General features: G+C 72.7%; 14 protein-coding genes. All 14 read right to left on the bottom strand.

All coding sequences use genetic code 11. The annotated features are described in order from the left end of the window. Positions 1-179 precede the first annotated feature (179 nt). Complete coding sequence (locus tag AC2TEW_RS18295; RefSeq protein WP_484624423.1) at positions 180-1523, bottom strand: DivIVA domain-containing protein; 1344 nt, start codon at positions 1521-1523, stop codon at positions 180-182. A gap of 49 nt (positions 1524-1572) precedes the next feature. Continuing rightward, positions 1573-1863, bottom strand: coding sequence for a YggT family protein (locus AC2TEW_RS18300; RefSeq protein WP_033825326.1), 291 nt, complete (start codon positions 1861-1863; stop codon positions 1573-1575). 76 nt (positions 1864-1939) lie between these two features. Continuing rightward, the gene (locus AC2TEW_RS18305; protein WP_033825327.1) at positions 1940-2548 is read right to left on the bottom strand and encodes a cell division protein SepF; all 609 of its coding nucleotides are present in this window, start codon (positions 2546-2548) and stop codon (positions 1940-1942) included. Positions 2549-2757: 209 nt separating this feature from the next. Further along, positions 2758-3546 (bottom strand): YggS family pyridoxal phosphate-dependent enzyme, encoded by a 789-nt coding sequence (locus tag AC2TEW_RS18310; RefSeq protein WP_484624424.1) that lies wholly within the window; start codon positions 3544-3546, stop codon positions 2758-2760. A gap of 274 nt (positions 3547-3820) precedes the next feature. Beyond that, complete coding sequence (ftsZ, locus tag AC2TEW_RS18315; protein ID WP_484624425.1) at positions 3821-5029, bottom strand: cell division protein FtsZ; 1209 nt, start codon at positions 5027-5029, stop codon at positions 3821-3823. A 362-nt stretch (positions 5030-5391) separates the two neighbouring features. Further along, complete coding sequence (locus AC2TEW_RS18320) at positions 5392-6171, bottom strand: cell division protein FtsQ/DivIB (protein ID WP_484624426.1); 780 nt, start codon at positions 6169-6171, stop codon at positions 5392-5394. Next, positions 6164-7270, bottom strand: a complete 1107-nt coding sequence (gene murG, locus AC2TEW_RS18325; protein ID WP_033825329.1) for an undecaprenyldiphospho-muramoylpentapeptide beta-N-acetylglucosaminyltransferase — start codon at positions 7268-7270, stop codon at positions 6164-6166. Before murG ends, AC2TEW_RS18320 begins: the two co-directional genes overlap by 8 nt. A 6-nt stretch (positions 7271-7276) precedes the next feature. Further along, entirely contained in the window at positions 7277-8581 is a 1305-nt protein-coding gene (gene ftsW / locus AC2TEW_RS18330) for a putative lipid II flippase FtsW (RefSeq protein ID WP_484624455.1), read from the bottom strand. A gap of 155 nt (positions 8582-8736) precedes the next feature. After that, positions 8737-10170 (bottom strand): UDP-N-acetylmuramoyl-L-alanine--D-glutamate ligase, encoded by a 1434-nt coding sequence (gene murD, locus AC2TEW_RS18335; RefSeq protein WP_484624427.1) that lies wholly within the window; start codon positions 10168-10170, stop codon positions 8737-8739. After that, the gene (gene mraY, locus AC2TEW_RS18340; RefSeq protein WP_033825331.1) at positions 10167-11228 is read right to left on the bottom strand and encodes a phospho-N-acetylmuramoyl-pentapeptide-transferase; all 1062 of its coding nucleotides are present in this window, start codon (positions 11226-11228) and stop codon (positions 10167-10169) included. The genes murD and mraY overlap by 4 nt, the downstream gene beginning before the upstream one ends. Continuing rightward, a complete protein-coding gene (locus AC2TEW_RS18345; RefSeq protein WP_484624428.1) occupies positions 11225-12628 on the bottom strand; it encodes a UDP-N-acetylmuramoyl-tripeptide--D-alanyl-D-alanine ligase in 1404 nt (467 codons plus the stop codon). Before AC2TEW_RS18345 ends, mraY begins: the two co-directional genes overlap by 4 nt. Further along, positions 12625-14289 (bottom strand): UDP-N-acetylmuramoyl-L-alanyl-D-glutamate--2,6-diaminopimelate ligase, encoded by a 1665-nt coding sequence (locus AC2TEW_RS18350; RefSeq protein WP_484624429.1) that lies wholly within the window; start codon positions 14287-14289, stop codon positions 12625-12627. The genes AC2TEW_RS18345 and AC2TEW_RS18350 overlap by 4 nt, the downstream gene beginning before the upstream one ends. Further along, positions 14289-16355, bottom strand: a complete 2067-nt coding sequence (locus AC2TEW_RS18355) for a peptidoglycan D,D-transpeptidase FtsI family protein (protein WP_484624430.1) — start codon at positions 16353-16355, stop codon at positions 14289-14291. The genes AC2TEW_RS18350 and AC2TEW_RS18355 overlap by 1 nt, the downstream gene beginning before the upstream one ends. Beyond that, the gene (gene ftsL, locus AC2TEW_RS18360; RefSeq protein WP_484624431.1) at positions 16352-16906 is read right to left on the bottom strand and encodes a cell division protein FtsL; all 555 of its coding nucleotides are present in this window, start codon (positions 16904-16906) and stop codon (positions 16352-16354) included. Before ftsL ends, AC2TEW_RS18355 begins: the two co-directional genes overlap by 4 nt. Positions 16907-16990: the final 84 nt, after the last annotated feature.

A 16990-nucleotide genomic window follows, 5' to 3' on the forward strand; every position in this document is an offset into this window, starting at 1 on the left:
CCCGCCCCCGGGTGCCCCCGGGCGGAAGGCCGGGGAGAACGGCGCCTCGCAGCGGAGGACCACAGCGGACCCCGGCGCAACGAACGGAAGCCGTCCGCCCGCCGCCCGCAGGGCCACGCACGAGGGCGCCCCCGCCGTGACCATGGTCACAGAAGGGGCGCCCTCGACGGTGGTGCTGTTTAGTTGTCGCCGTCCTCGTCGATGAGGAAGCCGCGCATCGGCGCCGGCGCCTGCTGCATCGGCTGCGGAGGCTGCGGACGGACCGCCGCCATCGGCTGGGTCATCCCGGCGGGAGCCATCTGCGGAGCGCCGTTGCCGACACCCGACTGGCCACCGAAGGAGGGCTGGCCGCTGCCGCCGCCGAAGGAGCTCTGTCCGCCGAAGGACTGGCCGCCGCCGAAGGACTGGCCGCCGCCGAACGACGGCTGGCCGCCGAAGCTCGGGGTGGCGCTGCTCATCGAGGACGCACCGGTCGGCGCCATCGACGACGCGGCCGGCGGCAGCGAAGCGGTGGCGGGGATCCGCGGCGGGGCGAGCGAGTCGTCCGCCTGCGACTCCAGCTGGCGCAGCTGGGTCTCCAGATAGGACTTCAGGCGGGTGCGGTACTCGCGCTCGAAGGCCCGCAGGTCCTCGACCTTGCGCTCCAGCGTCGCGCGGGCGGACTCCAGCGAGCCCATCGCCACGCGGTGCTTCTCCTGCGCGTCCCGCTCCAGGGCGTCGGCCTTGGCGCGGGCGTCCCGCTCCAGACCCTCGGCGCGGCTGCGGGCCTCGCCGACGATCTTGTTGGCCTCGGACCGGGCCTCGGAGATCGCCTGGTCGGCGGTCTGCTGGGCGAGCGCGAGCACGCGGGCCGCGCTGTCGCCGCCGGGACCCTGCTGCTGCTGCGGCATGGGTGCGCCGAGCGGGCCGCCGAGCTGCTGCCCCATCGGGCCGCCCATCGGCTGCAGCTGCTGGCCGCCCATGGGCTGGCCCATCTGCGGCTGGCCCATCTGCTGCATCGGGTTGCCCATCGGCTGCAGCATCTGACCGCCCATCGGCTGCACCAGCTGCTGCTGGCCGCCCATGGTCTGGCCCATCTGCGGCTGGCCCATCGGCTGGCCGAGCTGCGGCTGACCCATCTGCTGCTGCATCGGGCCGCCCTGACCGGCCGGAAGCTGCGGGGCGCCGGACGGCAGGCCGAGGGGCTGGTTGCCCATCTGCTGCTGCGGGCCGCCCATCTGCTGCGGACCGGGGCCCTGCTGCTGGCCGGGCACCGGCGGGCCGGATATGGCGGCGGGCACCGGGGCGCCCGGCCGGGCGTCCTGGGGCTGCTGCTGCTCCTTGCGCATGTTGGCCTGGTTCTGCGCGGCGGCACGGGTGGCCGCCGCCAGCTTGGCGCGCAGGTCCTCGTTCTCGCGCAGCAGGCGGGTCAGCTCGGCTTCGACCTCGTCGAGGAAGGCATCGACCTCGTCCTCGTCATAGCCTTCGCGCAGCCGGACGGTCGTGAACTGCTTGTTCCGAACGTCCTCGGGGGTCAATGGCATCTCTTCACCTCAACGTGATCGTCGGCACTCCGGAATCCTGTCGCATCGCTCACACCGACAGGGACCGCACGAGCGAGATCAGGACATACACAATGATCATCAGTACGAAGAAGGACAGGTCGAGCGCCACGCCCCCGAGACGCAACGGCGGGATGAACCGCCGAAGAAGCTTGAGTGGCGGATCCGTGACAGTGTACGTGGCCTCCAGGACCAGGACCATGGCCTTGCCGGGTCGCCACGAGCGGGCGAACTGGAAGACCCAGTCCATGACGAGTCTGAAGAGCAGGATCAGCAGGAAGACGGTCAGCGCCCAGTAGAGCACCGCGCCGACGATCCCCATCTCGTCTCCCTCTCCCCCGCCAACATTCCGTCAGTCACACACTGTTGCTCGATCCACACATAAAGTCGTGGCCGGGTCAGCTCTGGTTGAAGAACCCACCCTCGGCGATCCGAGCCTTGTCCTCCGCCGTGACATCGACGTTAGCAGGAGACAGGAGGAACACCTTCTGGGTCACGCGCTCGATACTGCCGTGCAGACCGAAGACGAGTCCAGCGGCGAAGTCTACGAGGCGCTTCGCGTCGGTGTCGTCCATCTCGGTCAAATTCATGATCACAGGGGTCCCGTCACGGAACTGTTCCCCGATGGTACGGGCCTCGTTGTAGGTTCGAGGGTGAAGTGTGGTGATGCGGTAGGGCTCTCGTTCGTTCACTACCTTGGGCATGATCACCGGGGCGCTCTTCTCCACGTTGTGGCGTCGGTCGGGTGTGATGGACGACACGGGAGCCATCCGCGGCGCCTCCTGCCGGATCGGCACGGCGGCCGGCACCGGCTGGGGGGCGATGTGGGCGACCGGCGCCGGGGCGGGCTGGGTGGCGGCCGCGGACCTGAGGTCCTCGGTGCGGCCGGTCCGGATCGGCTCGGGGTCCGAGTCGTAGTCGTCGTCGGGGTCGTACCCCTGGCCGTCGTACGTCTCGTCCTCCACGAGGCCGAGGTAGACCGCCATCTTGCGCATTGCGCCGGCCATGCTCCTGTCTCCTCCGCTCTGTGGTGGATCGGCTCCGACCACGGTCTTCACCTGCGGTCTCCGCCGCCCGCTCAGGGGCCATCGGGCCGACGGCCCGTCAGGCCGGGAGCACGGGGGGCGGAGGTGCGATCCACGGTTCGCTAGCGCTCTGAAAAGCTGCTAGGTTCTGTCCTATTTTGTCCTGCAGTCTGATCTACTACCCGGTGACGTTACCCGAGCGGTGACCGCACTCCGAGTACCGCCGTCCCGACGCGTACATGTGTCGCTCCGGCCGCCACGGCCTGTTCCAGATCGCCGCTCATCCCTGCCGAAACCATCGTGGCAGCAGGATGGGCCGCGCGTACGGCGCTTGCGATTTCCGCCAACCGCCCGAAGGCCGCCGCCGGATCGCCGGCCAGCGGGCCGGACAGCGGAGCGACGGTCATCACACCGGCCAGCTGCAGCCCGGGCGTGTCGGCGATCAGGGCGGCCAGTTCCGGCACCTCGGCCGGTGCCACCCCGGCCCGGTGCCCGCCCTCGCCGGCCTCCTTGTCGAGGGCCACCTGCACCAGGCAGCCGAGCGGCGCCCGTTCGGCCTGGAGGACGGCGGCGGAGAGCGACCCGACCAGCCTGGGCCGGTCGACCGAGTGCACCAGGTCCGCGTAACGGACCACCGAGCGCACCTTGTTGGTCTGCAGCTGGCCGACGAAGTGCCAGGTCAGCGGCAGCTCCACACAGCGCTCCGCCTTGGGTGCGGCGTCCTGGTCCCGGTTCTCCGCGACGTCGGTGACGCCGAGGGCGGCCAGCAGCGCGGTGTCCTCGGCCGGGTAGGTCTTGGTCACCACGACCAGCGACACCTCGGATCGCTCCCGCCCGGCCGCCGCGCAGGCGTCGGCGATCCGCCGCTCCACCACCTCGAGGTTGGTGCCGAGCTGCTCGTAGCGGGCGTGCTGCTGCTGCGTCAGGCCGGCCAGGAACGCGCTGTTTCCCGGGAACGGTCCGTAGAGGTCGTTCGTCATCAGAGTTCAGGGCCCAACCAGACGTGGCTCGCGAGCCGGCCGGCATGGCTCGCGACAGTAGGAGTGGTGACCGGCCGGCTCAAGGGTGCAGACAGATGATCGCACCAATTCGGTGGTCCTGTGGTCCACCTATCGCCCCGCCACACCGGCGGGTCCCCCCGATGCCGCCGGCCGCCGACGGGCTCGGAACACCACGGTGCCCACCCCGCGGCCCCGCCGGTCGGGCGGGGACGGGGTGAGCACCGGGCCGGACCATCCGTCAGGACGGCCGGGGTCACTTCAGGAAGTCGGGGACGTCCAGCTCCTCGGCCGGGCTCTCCACGTACGGCTGACGGGCCGGCTGCACCTGCGGCGGGACCGGGGAGGCGGTCGCGGTGACCGGGGCGGTCTCCGGCTGGCGGGCCCCCTCCTCGCCGCGGGCGGTCACCGAGCCGATGGCGCCGTAGGACGGGCGGGTGGCGGGGCGCTCGGGAGCGGCCGCCGGGGCCGGGGTGGAGGCGGACTTCACCACCGGCTCGCGGACGATCGCCGGCGGCTGGCCGCCGTCGAAGCCGGCCGCGATCACGGTGACCCGGACCTCGTCGCCGAGCGCGTCGTCGATGACCGCACCGAAGATGATGTTGGCCTCGGGGTGGGCCGCCTCGCTGACCAGCTGGGCCGCCTCGTTGATCTCGAACAGGCCGAGGTCGGAACCGCCCGAGATGGAGAGCAGGACGCCGCGGGCGCCGTCGATGGACGCCTCCAGCAGCGGCGAGGAGATCGCCATCACGGCGGCCGCCTTGGCGCGGTCCTCGCCACGGGCCGAGCCGATCCCCATCAGCGCGGAGCCGGCGTCGGACATCACGGACTTGACGTCGGCGAAGTCGAGGTTGATCAGGCCCGGGGTGGTGATCAGGTCGGTGATGCCCTGGACACCGGAGAGCAGCACCTGGTCGGCCGAGCGGAACGCGTCCAGCACGCTGACCTGGCGGTCCGAGATGGACAGCAGCCGGTCGTTGGGGATCACGATCAGGGTGTCGACCTGCTCGCGCAGCGAGGCGATGCCGTCCTCGGCCTGGTTGGCCCGGCGGCGGCCCTCGAAGGTGAAGGGGCGGGTGACCACACCGATGGTCAGGGCGCCGAGCGAGCGGGCGATGTTGGCGACGACGGGCGCGCCGCCGGTGCCGGTGCCGCCGCCCTCGCCGGCGGTGACGAAGACCATGTCGGCCCCCTTGAGGACCTCCTCGATCTCCTCGCGGTGGTCCTCGGCGGCCTTGCGGCCGACATCGGGGTTGGCGCCGGCGCCGAGGCCCCGGGTGAGTTCACGGCCCACATCGAGTTTCACGTCGGCGTCACTCATGAGGAGGGCCTGCGCATCGGTGTTGATCGCGATGAACTCGACGCCCTTGAGCCCGACCTCGATCATCCGGTTGATGGCGTTGACACCACCGCCGCCGATTCCGACGACCTTGATGACTGCGAGGTAGTTCTGGGGTGCTGCCACGTCGAAGGCCTCTCGCCTCGAATTTCCGGGTCGGCTCCCTGTGTTGGTGAAGGCCGACGGATGTCGATGGGTGGGGAGCGCGCTTTCGAACGGATTGTCCGAAATGCCGACCACCGACCCGAACCCTGAACTTGAGGTTTAGGGTTACCGCTGCGCCTGTGTCACATCACTGTCTGACACAGCCTGGTGAAACAGGACAGTAGGTCGCGGGACGGCACGTGTTCAACGAACACGCCGAGCTTCCCTTTTTTCTTTTGAGCCTATGTGATCATCGACCCCTCGGCGAAACCGGGGTGACCACCAAGAGTCGGACCGGGGTCCCGACCCCGTCAATACCGCCCTCAGGCACAGAACTTACCGGATCATCCCGACACAGCCGGTGCGTCCGGCGCACTCACGTCATAATTCGACGCCTTCCGGCCGAGCAGCGCGGTCAGCACCACGGCCTTGCGCGCGGTCCGCTCCGGACTGCCCCAACGCACCGTCACCCCGTCGCGCAACTGGAGCCGGATGTCGTCCCAGGAGTGCACCTGGACCGCGCCGGCCCGCTTGGCGACCTCCGGGGGCAGTCCCGCGGCCACCGTGACGGCGGCCCGTACCAGGGCCGGCCGGTCGATCACGCCCAGCGCCTCGTTCGCCTGCGCACTGAGCTGGAGCTCCACCACCGGTACGCCGTCCGGGGGTTGCGGTTCGTCGGCGAACTCCTTGCCGCCCGCGTCCACCTGCAGGTACGTCCCCCGGTCGGTGTGGACCGCGGCCACCGGCCGCCGTTCGGTCACCTTCACCCGCAGGGTGTGCGGCCAGCCGCGCCACACCTCGACGCCGGCCACCCTGGGCACCGCGGCGACCCGTTTCTCCACCGCGGCCAGGTCCACCCGGGCCAGCGGCCGACCGTCCTGCACCCCGGCCGCCCGGCGCACCTCGTCCTCGCTCAGGTGCCCGCTCTGCAGGCCCTGGACGGCGACCTCGCGCACGTCCAGGGCCGAGGAGAGGAACACCAGCCAGCCGAGCGTGCCGGCCACCAGGGCGGCCAGCACGCACAGCACCACGACGCCCCGCCGGGAGAGCCGGAGCCGGGGAGCGTGCTCCTCGGCGTCCTCCTCGTCCCGCGGCGAGCCGTCGAGGACCGGCGCGTCAGCCACGTCGGCGGCCGCCCCGGGCGGCGTCGATCGCCTCGTAGACCATGCCGACCAGCAGCTCGTCCGCGTCCCGGCGGCCGAACTCGGCGGCCGCCCGGCTCATGTCCCAGAGCTTGCGCGGGTCGGTGAGCACCGGCAGGACGTTCTGCAGTACCCAGTCCGCGGTCAGCTCGGCGTCGTCGACCAGCAGGCCGCCGCCCGCCTTGACCATCGGCTGGGCGTTCAGCCGCTGCTCGCCGTTGCCGATCGGCAGCGGGACGAAGGCGGCCGGCAGCCCGACGGCGGCCAGCTCGGCGACGGTCATCGCACCGGCCCGGCAGAGCATCAGGTCGGCGGCGGCGTAGGCGAGGTCCATCCGGTCCACGTACGGCACGGCCCGGTACGGCGGCATCCCGGGGATGTCGTCGATCTGCGGCAGCTCGTTCTTCGGGCCGACCGCGTGCAGGATCTGCACCCCGTACTGCTGGAGCCGCGGCGCGATGGCCTGGATGGTCTCGTTCAGCCGGCGGGCGCCCTGGGAGCCGCCGGAGACCAGCAGGGTGGGCAGCCGCTGGTCGAGCCCGAAGTAGTGCCGGGCCTCCGGGCGGACCGCGTTGCGGTCCAGGGTGGCGATGGTGCGGCGCAGCGGGATGCCGATGTACCGGGAGTCGCGCAGCTTGGAGTCGGGCGTGGAGACGGCGACGAAGTCGCTGTACCGGGCGCCGATCTTGTTGGCCAGGCCGGGGCGGGCGTTGGCCTCGTGCACCACGATGGGCACCCCGGCGCGCTTGGCGGCCAGGTAGGCCGGCATCGCGACGTAGCCGCCGAAGCCGACCACGGCGTCCGCCTTGACCCGCTCGATGATCTCCTGGGCGGCCCGGACGGTGCCGCGCAGCCGGCCCGGGACGGTGATCAGCTCGGGGGTGGGCTTGCGGGGCAGCGGGACGGCCGGGATCAGCTCCAGGCTGTAGCCCCGCTCGGGGACCAGTCTGGTCTCCAGGCCGCGCTCGGTGCCGAGCGCGGTGATCCCGATCGACGGGTCGTGCCTGCGGAGGGCGTCCGCGAGGGCCATGGCCGGCTCGATGTGGCCGGCGGTTCCGCCGCCGGCGAGTACGACATGCACCGAAATTCACCGCTCCCTGCGCGGCGGCCGGGTGGCCTTGCGCGCTGTGGTCCGTCGTCGTGGCAGCACCCGGGCCAGGACGGGCCTGAGCCGGGAGTTCGAGCTCCGGGCGGCCATGGCCGCCTTCGCCCCCGGGGAGCTGCGCGCGAAGCAGAGCAGCACGCCGATGGCGCACATGGCCGACAGCATGGCGGAGCCGCCGTACGAGAACAGCGGGAGCGGGACGCCCGCGATGGGCAGGAGTCCCAGTGCGGAGCCCAGGTTGACCACGGCCTGCGCCATGATCCACGTGGTGGCCGCTCCCGCGGCGTAGCGGACGAACGGGTCCTTGGTGCCGAGAGCCACACGGATACCCGCATACCCTAGTGCCGCGAAGAGGCCGAGTACCGACAGCGTCCCCACCAGGCCGAGTTCCTCGCCGGTCGCGGCGAAGATGAAGTCGGTGTGGGCCTCGGGAAGCTGGCCCCATTTCTCCACGCCGGCGCCGAGTCCGGAGCCGAACGGGCCGCCCGCGGCGAAGGCGTACAGGCCGTGCAGGGCCTGGAAGCAGTTGAGGTTGGGGTCCGGCTTGGTGACGCCGACGCAGCCGAGCCGGTCGAGCCGGTGCGGCACGGTGATGATCAGTGCGGTGCAGGCGACCACCGCGATGCCGAGGGTCGCGGCGAACAGCCGCATCGGGGCGCCGACCATCCACAGCAGGCCGAACAGCATTCCGATCAGGACCATGGTGGTGCCCATGTCGCCGCCGACCATGATCAGCAGCATCAGCAGCACGGTGCCCGGCACCAGCGGCACCAGCAGGTGCTTCCACTGGTCGAGCATGTGGGTCTTCTGCTTGCGGGCCAGCAGGTCGCCGCCCCAGAGCACCAGGGCGAGCTTGGCGAACTCCGAGGGCTGGATCTGGAAGAAGCCCAGGCTGATCCAGTTCCGGTTGCCGTTGACCTGGGTGCCGATGCCGGGCACCGCGACCAGCACCAGGCCGGCCAGCACCCCGAACAGCACCGGGTAGGCCAGCGCCCGCAGGCCCTTGACCGGTGCCCGGGCCAGCAGCATCGCGATGGCGGCGCCGAGCAGCAGGGCGACCAGCTGCTTGCGGAAGAAGAAGGTCATCGGCAGGTGGTTCTCGGTGACCACGTTCTGCGAGGCGGAGAAGACCATCACCAGGCCGAGCACGACCAGCAGCAGGGTGGAGCCCAGGATCAGGTAGTACGGCGTCAGGGGCCGGTCCAGGGCGTAGCGGAAGCCCGCCCGGAAGGCCCGGGCGCGGGCGATCGGCCCGGCCGACTTGAAGGTGGTGGTGGTCGCCGAGATCAGTCTGAGCGGTGAGGACCGCTCGGGTGGGGCTGTGGTGCCCGCCTTGCCGTCGCCCGCCACGTCTCCCCGCCCTCGCCTCGTCCGCCGCCCGCCCCCGTCGGCCGCGGGCGGCCGGCCCGCCCGTGGGCCGGCCGGTCCGCCCGTGCGCGCCGCTACTTCTCCAGCTCCCGTACGGCGGCGGCGAACTGGTCGCCGCGCTGCCCGTAGTCGGTGAACATGTCCATCGACGCGCAGGCCGGGGCCAGCAGGACGGTGTCACCGGGCCGGGCGAGGCCGGCGGCCACCCGGACCACCTCGGCCATCGCCTCGGCGCCAGTCTGGCCCTCGGCGGCCTCGAACACCGGCACATCGGGGGCGTGTCGCGTCAGCGCCTCGCGGATCAGTGCGCGGTCCTGGCCGATCAGCACCACGGCCCGCAGCCGGTCCGCCGCGCCGAGCACCAGCTCGTCGAAGGTGGCGCCCTTGGCCAGTCCGCCGGCGATCCACACCACCGGCCGGTAGGCGGCCAGCGAGGCGGCGGCGGCGTGGGTGTTGGTGGCCTTGGAGTCGTCGATCCAGGTCACCCGGTCGACCACGGCGACCTCGGCGATCCGGTGGGCGTCCGGCCGGAAGGCGCGCAGGCCCTCGCGGACCGCCTTGGCGTCGACCCCGTAGGCGCGGGCCAGCGCGGCCGCGGCCAGCGCGTTGGCGATGTTGTGCGGGGCGGGCGGGTTGACGTCCTCGACCGAGCCGATCTCGGCGGCGTTCTTCTGCCGGTCGGGCACGAAGGCCCGGTCGACCAGCAGGCCGTCGACCACACCGAACTGGGAGAGGCCGGGCGCGCCGAGGCCGAAGCCGATCGCCCGGCAGCCCTCCTCGACGTCCGCGCCGCGGACCAGCTCCTCGGTGACCGGGTCGGCCAGGTTGTACACGCAGGCGACCTGGTTGCCCTCGTAGATCCGGCCCTTGTCGGCGGCGTAGGCCTCCATCGAGCCGTGCCAGTCGAGGTGGTCGGGGGCGAGGTTGAGCACGGCCGCCGAGTGCGGGCGCAGGCTGGGCGCCCAGTGCAGCTGGTAGCTGGAGAGCTCGACCGCGAGGACCTCGTACGGCTCCTCGGCGAGTACCGCGTCCAGCACCGAGACGCCGACGTTGCCGACGGCGGCGGTGCGCTTGCCGGCCGCGCGCAGGATCGAGGCGAGCATCCGGACGGTGGTGGTCTTGCCGTTGGTGCCGGTGATGGCCAGCCAGGGGGCGGGCTCGCCGGTGGCGGGCAGCGGGCGGCGCAGCCGCCAGGCCAGCTCGACGTCGCCCCAGACCGGGACCTCGGCCAGCGCGGCCTCGGTGAACAGCGGGCTGCTCGGCGGCCAGCCGGGCGAGGTGACGACCAGCCGGGTGCCCTCGGGCAGGGTCTCGCCGTCGCCGAGGCGGACGGTGATGCCCTCGGCCGCCAGGTCGGCGGCCTTGGCCTGCTGGGCGGGGCCCTCGCTGCCGTCCACCACGGTGACGAGCGCGCCGAGGCCGTGCAGGACCCTGGCGGCGCTGATCCCGGAGAGGCCGAGGCCGGCCACCACGACCGGCAGGCCCGGCCACTCGGGGTCGGGGGTCATCCGGCCACCCATCCTGCGTAGAAGAGTCCGAGGCCGACCGCGACGCACAGGCCCTGGATGATCCAGAACCGGACCACGATCAGCACCTCGCTCCAGCCCTTGAGTTCGAAGTGGTGCTGGAGCGGGGCCATCTTGAAGACCCGCTTGCCGGTCATCCGGAACGAGCCGACCTGGATGATCACCGACAGGGTGATCACCACGAACAGGCCGCCCAGCAGGGCGAGCAGCAGCTCGGTGCGGGAGCAGATGGCGAGGCCCGCGAGGGCGCCGCCGAGGGCGAGCGAACCGGTGTCACCCATGAAGATCTTGGCGGGCGAGGTGTTCCACCACAGGAAGCCGAAGCAGGAGCCCATCAGCGCGGCGGCGACGATGGCGAGGTCCAGCGGGTCGCGGACGTCGTAGCAGTTGGCGGTGGCGGTGATCGCGTAGGCGCAGCTCTGGCTGTACTGCCAGACGCCGATGAAGGTGTAGGCGCCGAAGACCATCACGGAGGCGCCGGTGGCCAGGCCGTCCAGACCGTCCGTCAGGTTCACGCCGTTCGACATCGCGGCGATCATGAAGTACGCGAAGATCACGAACAGCACCGGGCCGACCGACCAGCCGAAGTCGCGCACGAACGAGAGGTGCTGCGAGGCCGGGGCGAGCCCGCGGTCGTCCTTGAACTGCAGTGCCAGGATGGCGAAGGCGAGACCCACCAGGGACTGGCCGGCCAGCTTCGCCTTGGCCCGCAGGCCGAGCGAGCGGCGCTTGACCACCTTGATGTAGTCGTCCAGGAAGCCGACCAGGCCCAGACCCGCCGTCAGGAACAGCACCAGCAGGCCGGAGGCGGTGGGCGACTCGCCCGTTATCGCCTTGGTCGCACCGTAGGCGATCAGTGTCGCCAGGATGAAGGCGATGCCGCCCATCGTGGGGGTGCCGCGCTTGCTGTGGTGGGCCTTGGGGCCGTCGTCGCGGATGTACTGGCCGTAGCCGTGCTTGGCCAGCAGCTTGATCAGGGCCGGCGTGCCGAGCAGCGACAGCACCAGGCCGATCATGCCTGAGAAGAGGATCTGCTTCACCGGGCGGCTCCGTCCGAAAGCAGAGCCTCGGCCACCTTCTCCAGACCCACCGAGCGGGAGGCCTTCACCAGCACCACGTCCCCCGGCTGAAGCTGACTGCGCAGCAGCTCGACCGCCGCGTCCGCGTCGGACACCAGCACCGACTCCTCACCCCACGAACCTTCGTTCCTCGCGCCCAGTTCCATACAGGCCGCCTCGCGTCCGCCGACCGCCACCAGCTTGGTGACGTCGAGCCGGACCGCGAGCCGCCCGATGGCGTCGTGCTCGTCGAGGCTCTCCTCGCCGAGCTCCCGCATCTCTCCGAGCACCGCCCAGGTACGGCGGCGCCCCGGGCCGCGGCCCGCCATCGTCGCGAGGGCCCGCAGCGCGGCCCGCATCGAGTCGGGGTTCGCGTTGTAGGCGTCGTTGACGACGGTGACACCATCGGCCCGGTCGACGACCTCCATGCGCCAGCGGGACAGCGCGCCCGCCTCGCTGAGGGCTTCGGCGGCGTCGTCGACGGACATCCCGAGCTCCACCGCCACCGCAGCGGCGGCGAGGGCGTTCGAGATGTGGTGCTCACCGTACAGGCGCAGCTTCACGGGTGCGGAACCGGCCGGGGTGACAAGCGTGAACGATGGCCGTCCGGTGTCGTCCAGGCGAACGTCCTGGGCCCTGACCTCGGCCTCGCGGCTCTCGCCGAACAGCACCACCCGGGCCTTGGTCCGCTCGGACATCGCCCGGACCAGCGGGTCGTCGGCGTTCAGGATCGCCACCCCGTCGACGGTCAGCGCCTCCACCAGCTCGCCCTTGGCCTCGGCGATGGCCTGCTTGGAGCCGAACTCGCCGACGTGCGCGGTGCCGACGTTGAGCACCACGCCGATGGTGGGCGGCACGATGCCGGTCAGGTAGTCGATGTGGCCCTTGCCGCGGGCGCCCATCTCCAGCACCAGGTGCCGGGTGGAGCCGGTGATCCGCAGGGCGGTGAGCGGCATGCCGATCTCGTTGTTGAACGAGCCGGGCGGGAAGACCGTCTCGCCGCGGCGCTGCAGCAGCTGGCCGATCAGGTCCTTGGTGGAGGTCTTCCCGGCCGAGCCGGTCAGCGCCACGAAGGCGGTGCCGTGGGCCCGTTCGACCACGGCGCGGGCGAGCCGGCCGAGCGCGGTCACCACGTCGTCCACCAGGATCGCGGGCACCCCGACCGGGCGGGAGGCCAGCACGGCGACCGCGCCGGAGGCGGTCGCGCGGGCGGCGTAGTCATGGCCGTCGACGTGCTCGCCGAGCACCGCCGCGAACAGCCCGCCGGGCTCGACCAGCCGGGAGTCGACCACCACCGCCGCGGTGATCTCGGCCGCCGGGTCGGCGCCGTCCAGGGTGCCGCCCACCGCCGCGGCGGCCTCCGCCAGAGTCAGTGCGATCACCGATCCACCTCCTGCATCCGTACGATCGCCTCGCGCAGCACCTCGCGGTCGTCGAACGGCCGCACCTCGCCCCGGACGTACTGCCCCAGCTCGTGGCCCTTGCCGGCCACCAGGACGGCGTCACCCGCGTGCGCGCGGGCCACCGCCAGCGCGATGGCCTCGGCCCGGTCCGGCGCCACCAGCACCTCGCCGCGCTCGGCCTCGGGCACGTCCGCGGCGCCGCCCAGCATCGCGACCAGGATCGCCAGCGCGTCCTCGGAGCGCGGGTTGTCGCTGGTCAGGACGGCGGTGTCGGCGAGCCGGGCGGCGATGGCGCCCATCGGGCCGCGCTTGTAGGGGTCGCGGTCGCCGCCGCACCCCACCACCACGTGCAGCCGCCCCTTGGTGACCTCGCGCAGCGACTCCAGCACCGCCTTGAGGGCGTCCGGCTTGTGCGCGTAGTCGACCACGGCGACGTACGGCTGGCCCGCGTCCACCCGCTCCAGGCGGCCGGGGACGCCGGGGACGGCGGCCACCCCGGCGACCGCCTCGGCCAGCGGGAGGCCGGCGGTGACCAGCGCGGTGATCGCGCCGAGCGCGTTCGCGACGTTGAACGGGCCGGGCAGCGGCACCGAGGCGTCGGCCTCGGCGCCGTCGGGGCCGGCCACCTTGAAGGTGGAGCCGGCCGGGCCGAGCTGGACGTCCACGGCCCGCCAGTCGGCCTCCGGGTCGCCCTGCGCGGAGAAGGTGGTCATCGGGACCGGCGCCTCGGCGGCCAGCCGGCGCCCGTACGCGTCGTCGAGGTTGGCCACGCCGCGGCGGGCCTTGTCCGGCTGGAAGAGCCGGGCCTTGGCCCGGTAGTAGTCCTCCATGTCGGGGTGGAAGTCCAGGTGCTCCGGCGTGAGGTTGTTGAACAGCGCCACGTCGTAGACCACGCCGTCGACCCGGCCGAAGACCAGGGCGTGGCTGGAGACCTCCATCACCACCGCCTCGGCGCCGCGCTCGCGCATCACCGCGAGGACGCCGTGCAGGTCGGTGGATTCCGGGGTGGTGCGCTCGCTCTTGATCCGCTCGTCGCCGACCCGCATCTCGACGGTGCCGATCACCCCGGGCAGCCGGCCGGCGCCGCGCAGCCCGCCCTCCACCAGGTACGAGGTGGTGGTCTTGCCGTTGGTGCCGGTCAGTCCGATCATCAGCAGCCGCTCGCTGGGACGGCCGTAGACCGCCGCCGCCAGCTCGCCCATGACCGCCCGGGGGCTCTCCACGACCAGCAGCGGCGCCCCGCAGCCGGCGGCCAGCTCGGCCCCGGCGGCGTCGGTCAGCACCGCGGCGGCACCGGCCGCGACCGCGGCGGCGGCGAAGGCGGCGCCGTGGTGGTTGGCACCGGGGAAGGCCACGTACACGTCGCCGGGCCGCACCGCCCGGGAGTCGTGGGTGATGCCGGTGACCTGCGGCCCGTCGGCGGGCTCCAGGCCCAGCAGTCGGGCGACCTCGGCGAACGGCATCGCCGCCTCCTCGGTGGGACGGGGCGGACTCGCGGAGATTTGATCGGGTTTCGGCACGGCGGGCAGGCTATCGCCTTTTTCGGCGGCTCTGCTCCCCCTCGGGCGCTGCGGCCCGGCGCCGGGCGCCGAGGGCTGCTGGGCGGGCGTGCCGTGGCCGGGTTCCGGGGTGTGGGGCATCAGGGCTTCCAGTCGACGGGCAGGTTGGGTGCTTCGCTGCCGCTCGGCGGTACCTGCAGGGACTTGAGGGTGAACTCCATCACCTGCTTGAACACCGGGCCGCAGAGCTGGCCGCCGAAGTGGCCGTTGACCGGGTTCTGGATCACGCAGGAGACGGTGACCCGGGGCTGGTCGGCCGGTGCGAAGCCGATGAAGGAGGCGGTGTACCCGGAGTACTTGCCGGTCTTCGGGTCCACCCGGTTGGCGGTGCCGGTCTTGCCGGCCACCCGGTAGCCCGGGATGGCCGCCTTGGTGCCGGTGCCCTGCTCGTCGGTGACCACCGACTCCAGCATCTCGGTGAGGGTCTTGGCGGTCTGCTCGCCCACCACCCGGGAGCCCGCCGGGGCCGGGGCCGGGGTGTAGCGGCCGTCCGGCCCGGTGGTGCCCGCCAGCAGGCTGGGCGGCACCCGGACCCCGCCGTTGGCGATGGTGGAGAAGACCGAGGTGGCCTGCAGGGCGTTGACCGACAGGCCCTGGCCGAACGGGATGGTGAACTGCTGCGAGCCCTTCCAGTCCTCCGGCTTGGCCAGGATGCCCCGGGTCTCGCCGGGGAAGCCGAGCCCGGTGGGCCTGCCGATGCCGAACCTGTCCAGGTACCCGGCCAGCACCTTGTTGGACTCGGCCTGGTCGGCGCCGAGCGTCTCGGCGGCCTCGATGGTGCCGATGTTGGAGGACTTGGCCAGCACCCCGGCCAGCGTCAGGTACCAGGTCTCGTGGTCGACGTCGTCGTGGAAGACCTGGTCGGAGCGTTGCAGGGTGTTGGGCACGGTGACGTGGGTGTCCCAGGTGGCCTTGCCGGTGTCCAGCACCGCCGCCATGGTCATCAGCTTGGCCGTGGAGCCGGGCTCGTAGGCGTCCTGGAGGGCCGCGTTGCCGAGCTGTTCGGGCCTGGCGGTGGACAGGTCGTTGGGGTTGAAACCGGGCGAGGTGGCCATCGCGAGGATCTGGCCGCTCTTCACGTCCTGGACGACCACGTAGCCCTTCTCCGCCCCGGCGTTGGCCACCTGGTCGGTGATCGCCCGCTGGGCCGCCCACTGGATGTCCGGGTGCAGGGTGAGCCGCAGGTCGGAGCCGGGGACCGGCTCCTGCCGGCTGCCGCCGGCGGTGGCGACCATCCGCCCGCCGGCCGAGGCGTACGTGCTGCGGCCGCTCTGCCCGGCCAGCTCCTTCTGGTACTGCAGCTCCAGCCCGCCGGTGCCGACGCCCTCCGAGTTGACGAAGCCGACCAGGTTGGCGGCCAGCCCGTCGGCGGGGTAGACCCGGCGGGTCGACTCGGTGGAGGCGAGGGCGGCCAGCGGATTGGTGCAGGCGACGTCCAGGTACTGGCGTCCGCCCTGCTCGGCCGGCTTGCCGAGCAGCTGGCGCTGGCCGCGGCAGGCGGCGGTGTCGGCCTGCTTGGCGAGCGAGCTGCGCAGTTCGTTGATCTTGTTCTTGACCTCCGGGGTCTGCCGGTAGGCGAGCGGCGAGTACTGGCTCTTCGGGTTCTTCGGGTTCAGGTGCAGCGCGGTGGCGAGCTTCTCCTTGGGCTGGCCGAGGATCGGGGCGAGCAGCGCGGCGGCCTGCTCGGGCCCGTCGGCCAGGTGCAGCGCGGCCGGGGTGAGCAGGGTCGGGTCGCCGACGATGTCGTAGGCGTCCACCGTGGTCGCCAGCACCGTGCCGTCCGCGGCCGTTATCGAGCCGCGCTCGGCGGGCAGTTCCATCCGGACGTACTTGTTGGCGCCCGCGGCGGCGGCCAGCGCGTCCGAGTCGAGCAGCTGCAGCTGCACCAGCCGGCCGGCGAAGACCGTGAACACCAGCGCCAGCGCGACCGTCACCAGGCGCAGCCGGCGGCGCGGGTCGGCCAGCCTGATCGGGCGCGACTGCGGACGGGCCGCGGGGCGCCGGGCCGGCGGCCGGCGGGCGGCCGGACGGCGGGGATCGGCCGACGGCCGCGGGCGCGGGGCGCGCGGGCGCTGCCCGCCGGGCCGGGCGGGCCCGGCCGGGCGCCGGTCGCCCGAGCCTCGGGACGGCTGGCGGGGCGTGCTCATCGCGGCGTACCTCCGGCCTGCGCTGACGGGGTGGCGGCCGGGGCGGCCGTGGACGCCGCGGGCGGCAGCGGGGCGATCTCCACCCCGCCGCCCACCGCGGCCGGCGGGGTGGGTGCGCCGCCCTGCCCGGACGGCGCCGGGGCGGACGCCTGCGGGGAGGGCAGTGGGGCGGCGGGCGTGGCGGCCGGGGCCTGCTGCCACAGGCCGTTGTCGGTGCGCTTGACCGGCGGGCCGTCCTGGGCCTGGGCGGGCTTGCCGAGCACGGTGCCGTCGTCGGACAGGAACACCGGGTCGCCGCCGGGCACCATGCCGAGGTCGCGGGCCCGCCGTTCGAGCGCGTCGGGGGCGGAGAACTGGTCGATCTCGCGTTGCAGCGACTGCTTGCGGTCGGTCAGTTCGGTGGTCTGCCGCTTGAGCCGGGAGAGCTCGAAGGAGTTCTCGTTGAGCGCGGTGTTGAGCATCAGCAGCCCGAGCAGCCCGGCGGTCAGCAGGGCGACCACCAGGACGGCGAACGGGGTGCGTCCGCGGATCTGGCGGGCGCCGGGGCGCACGGTGATCCGCGCCCTGCCGCTCTGCCCCGGGAGCCGACCGCTCCCCCAGGCCCCCTGGCCGGCCACCGGCACCGCCGCCCTCCC

The sequence above is a fragment of the Kitasatospora sp. NEAU-CNBT7 genome, from assembly GCF_057220535.1.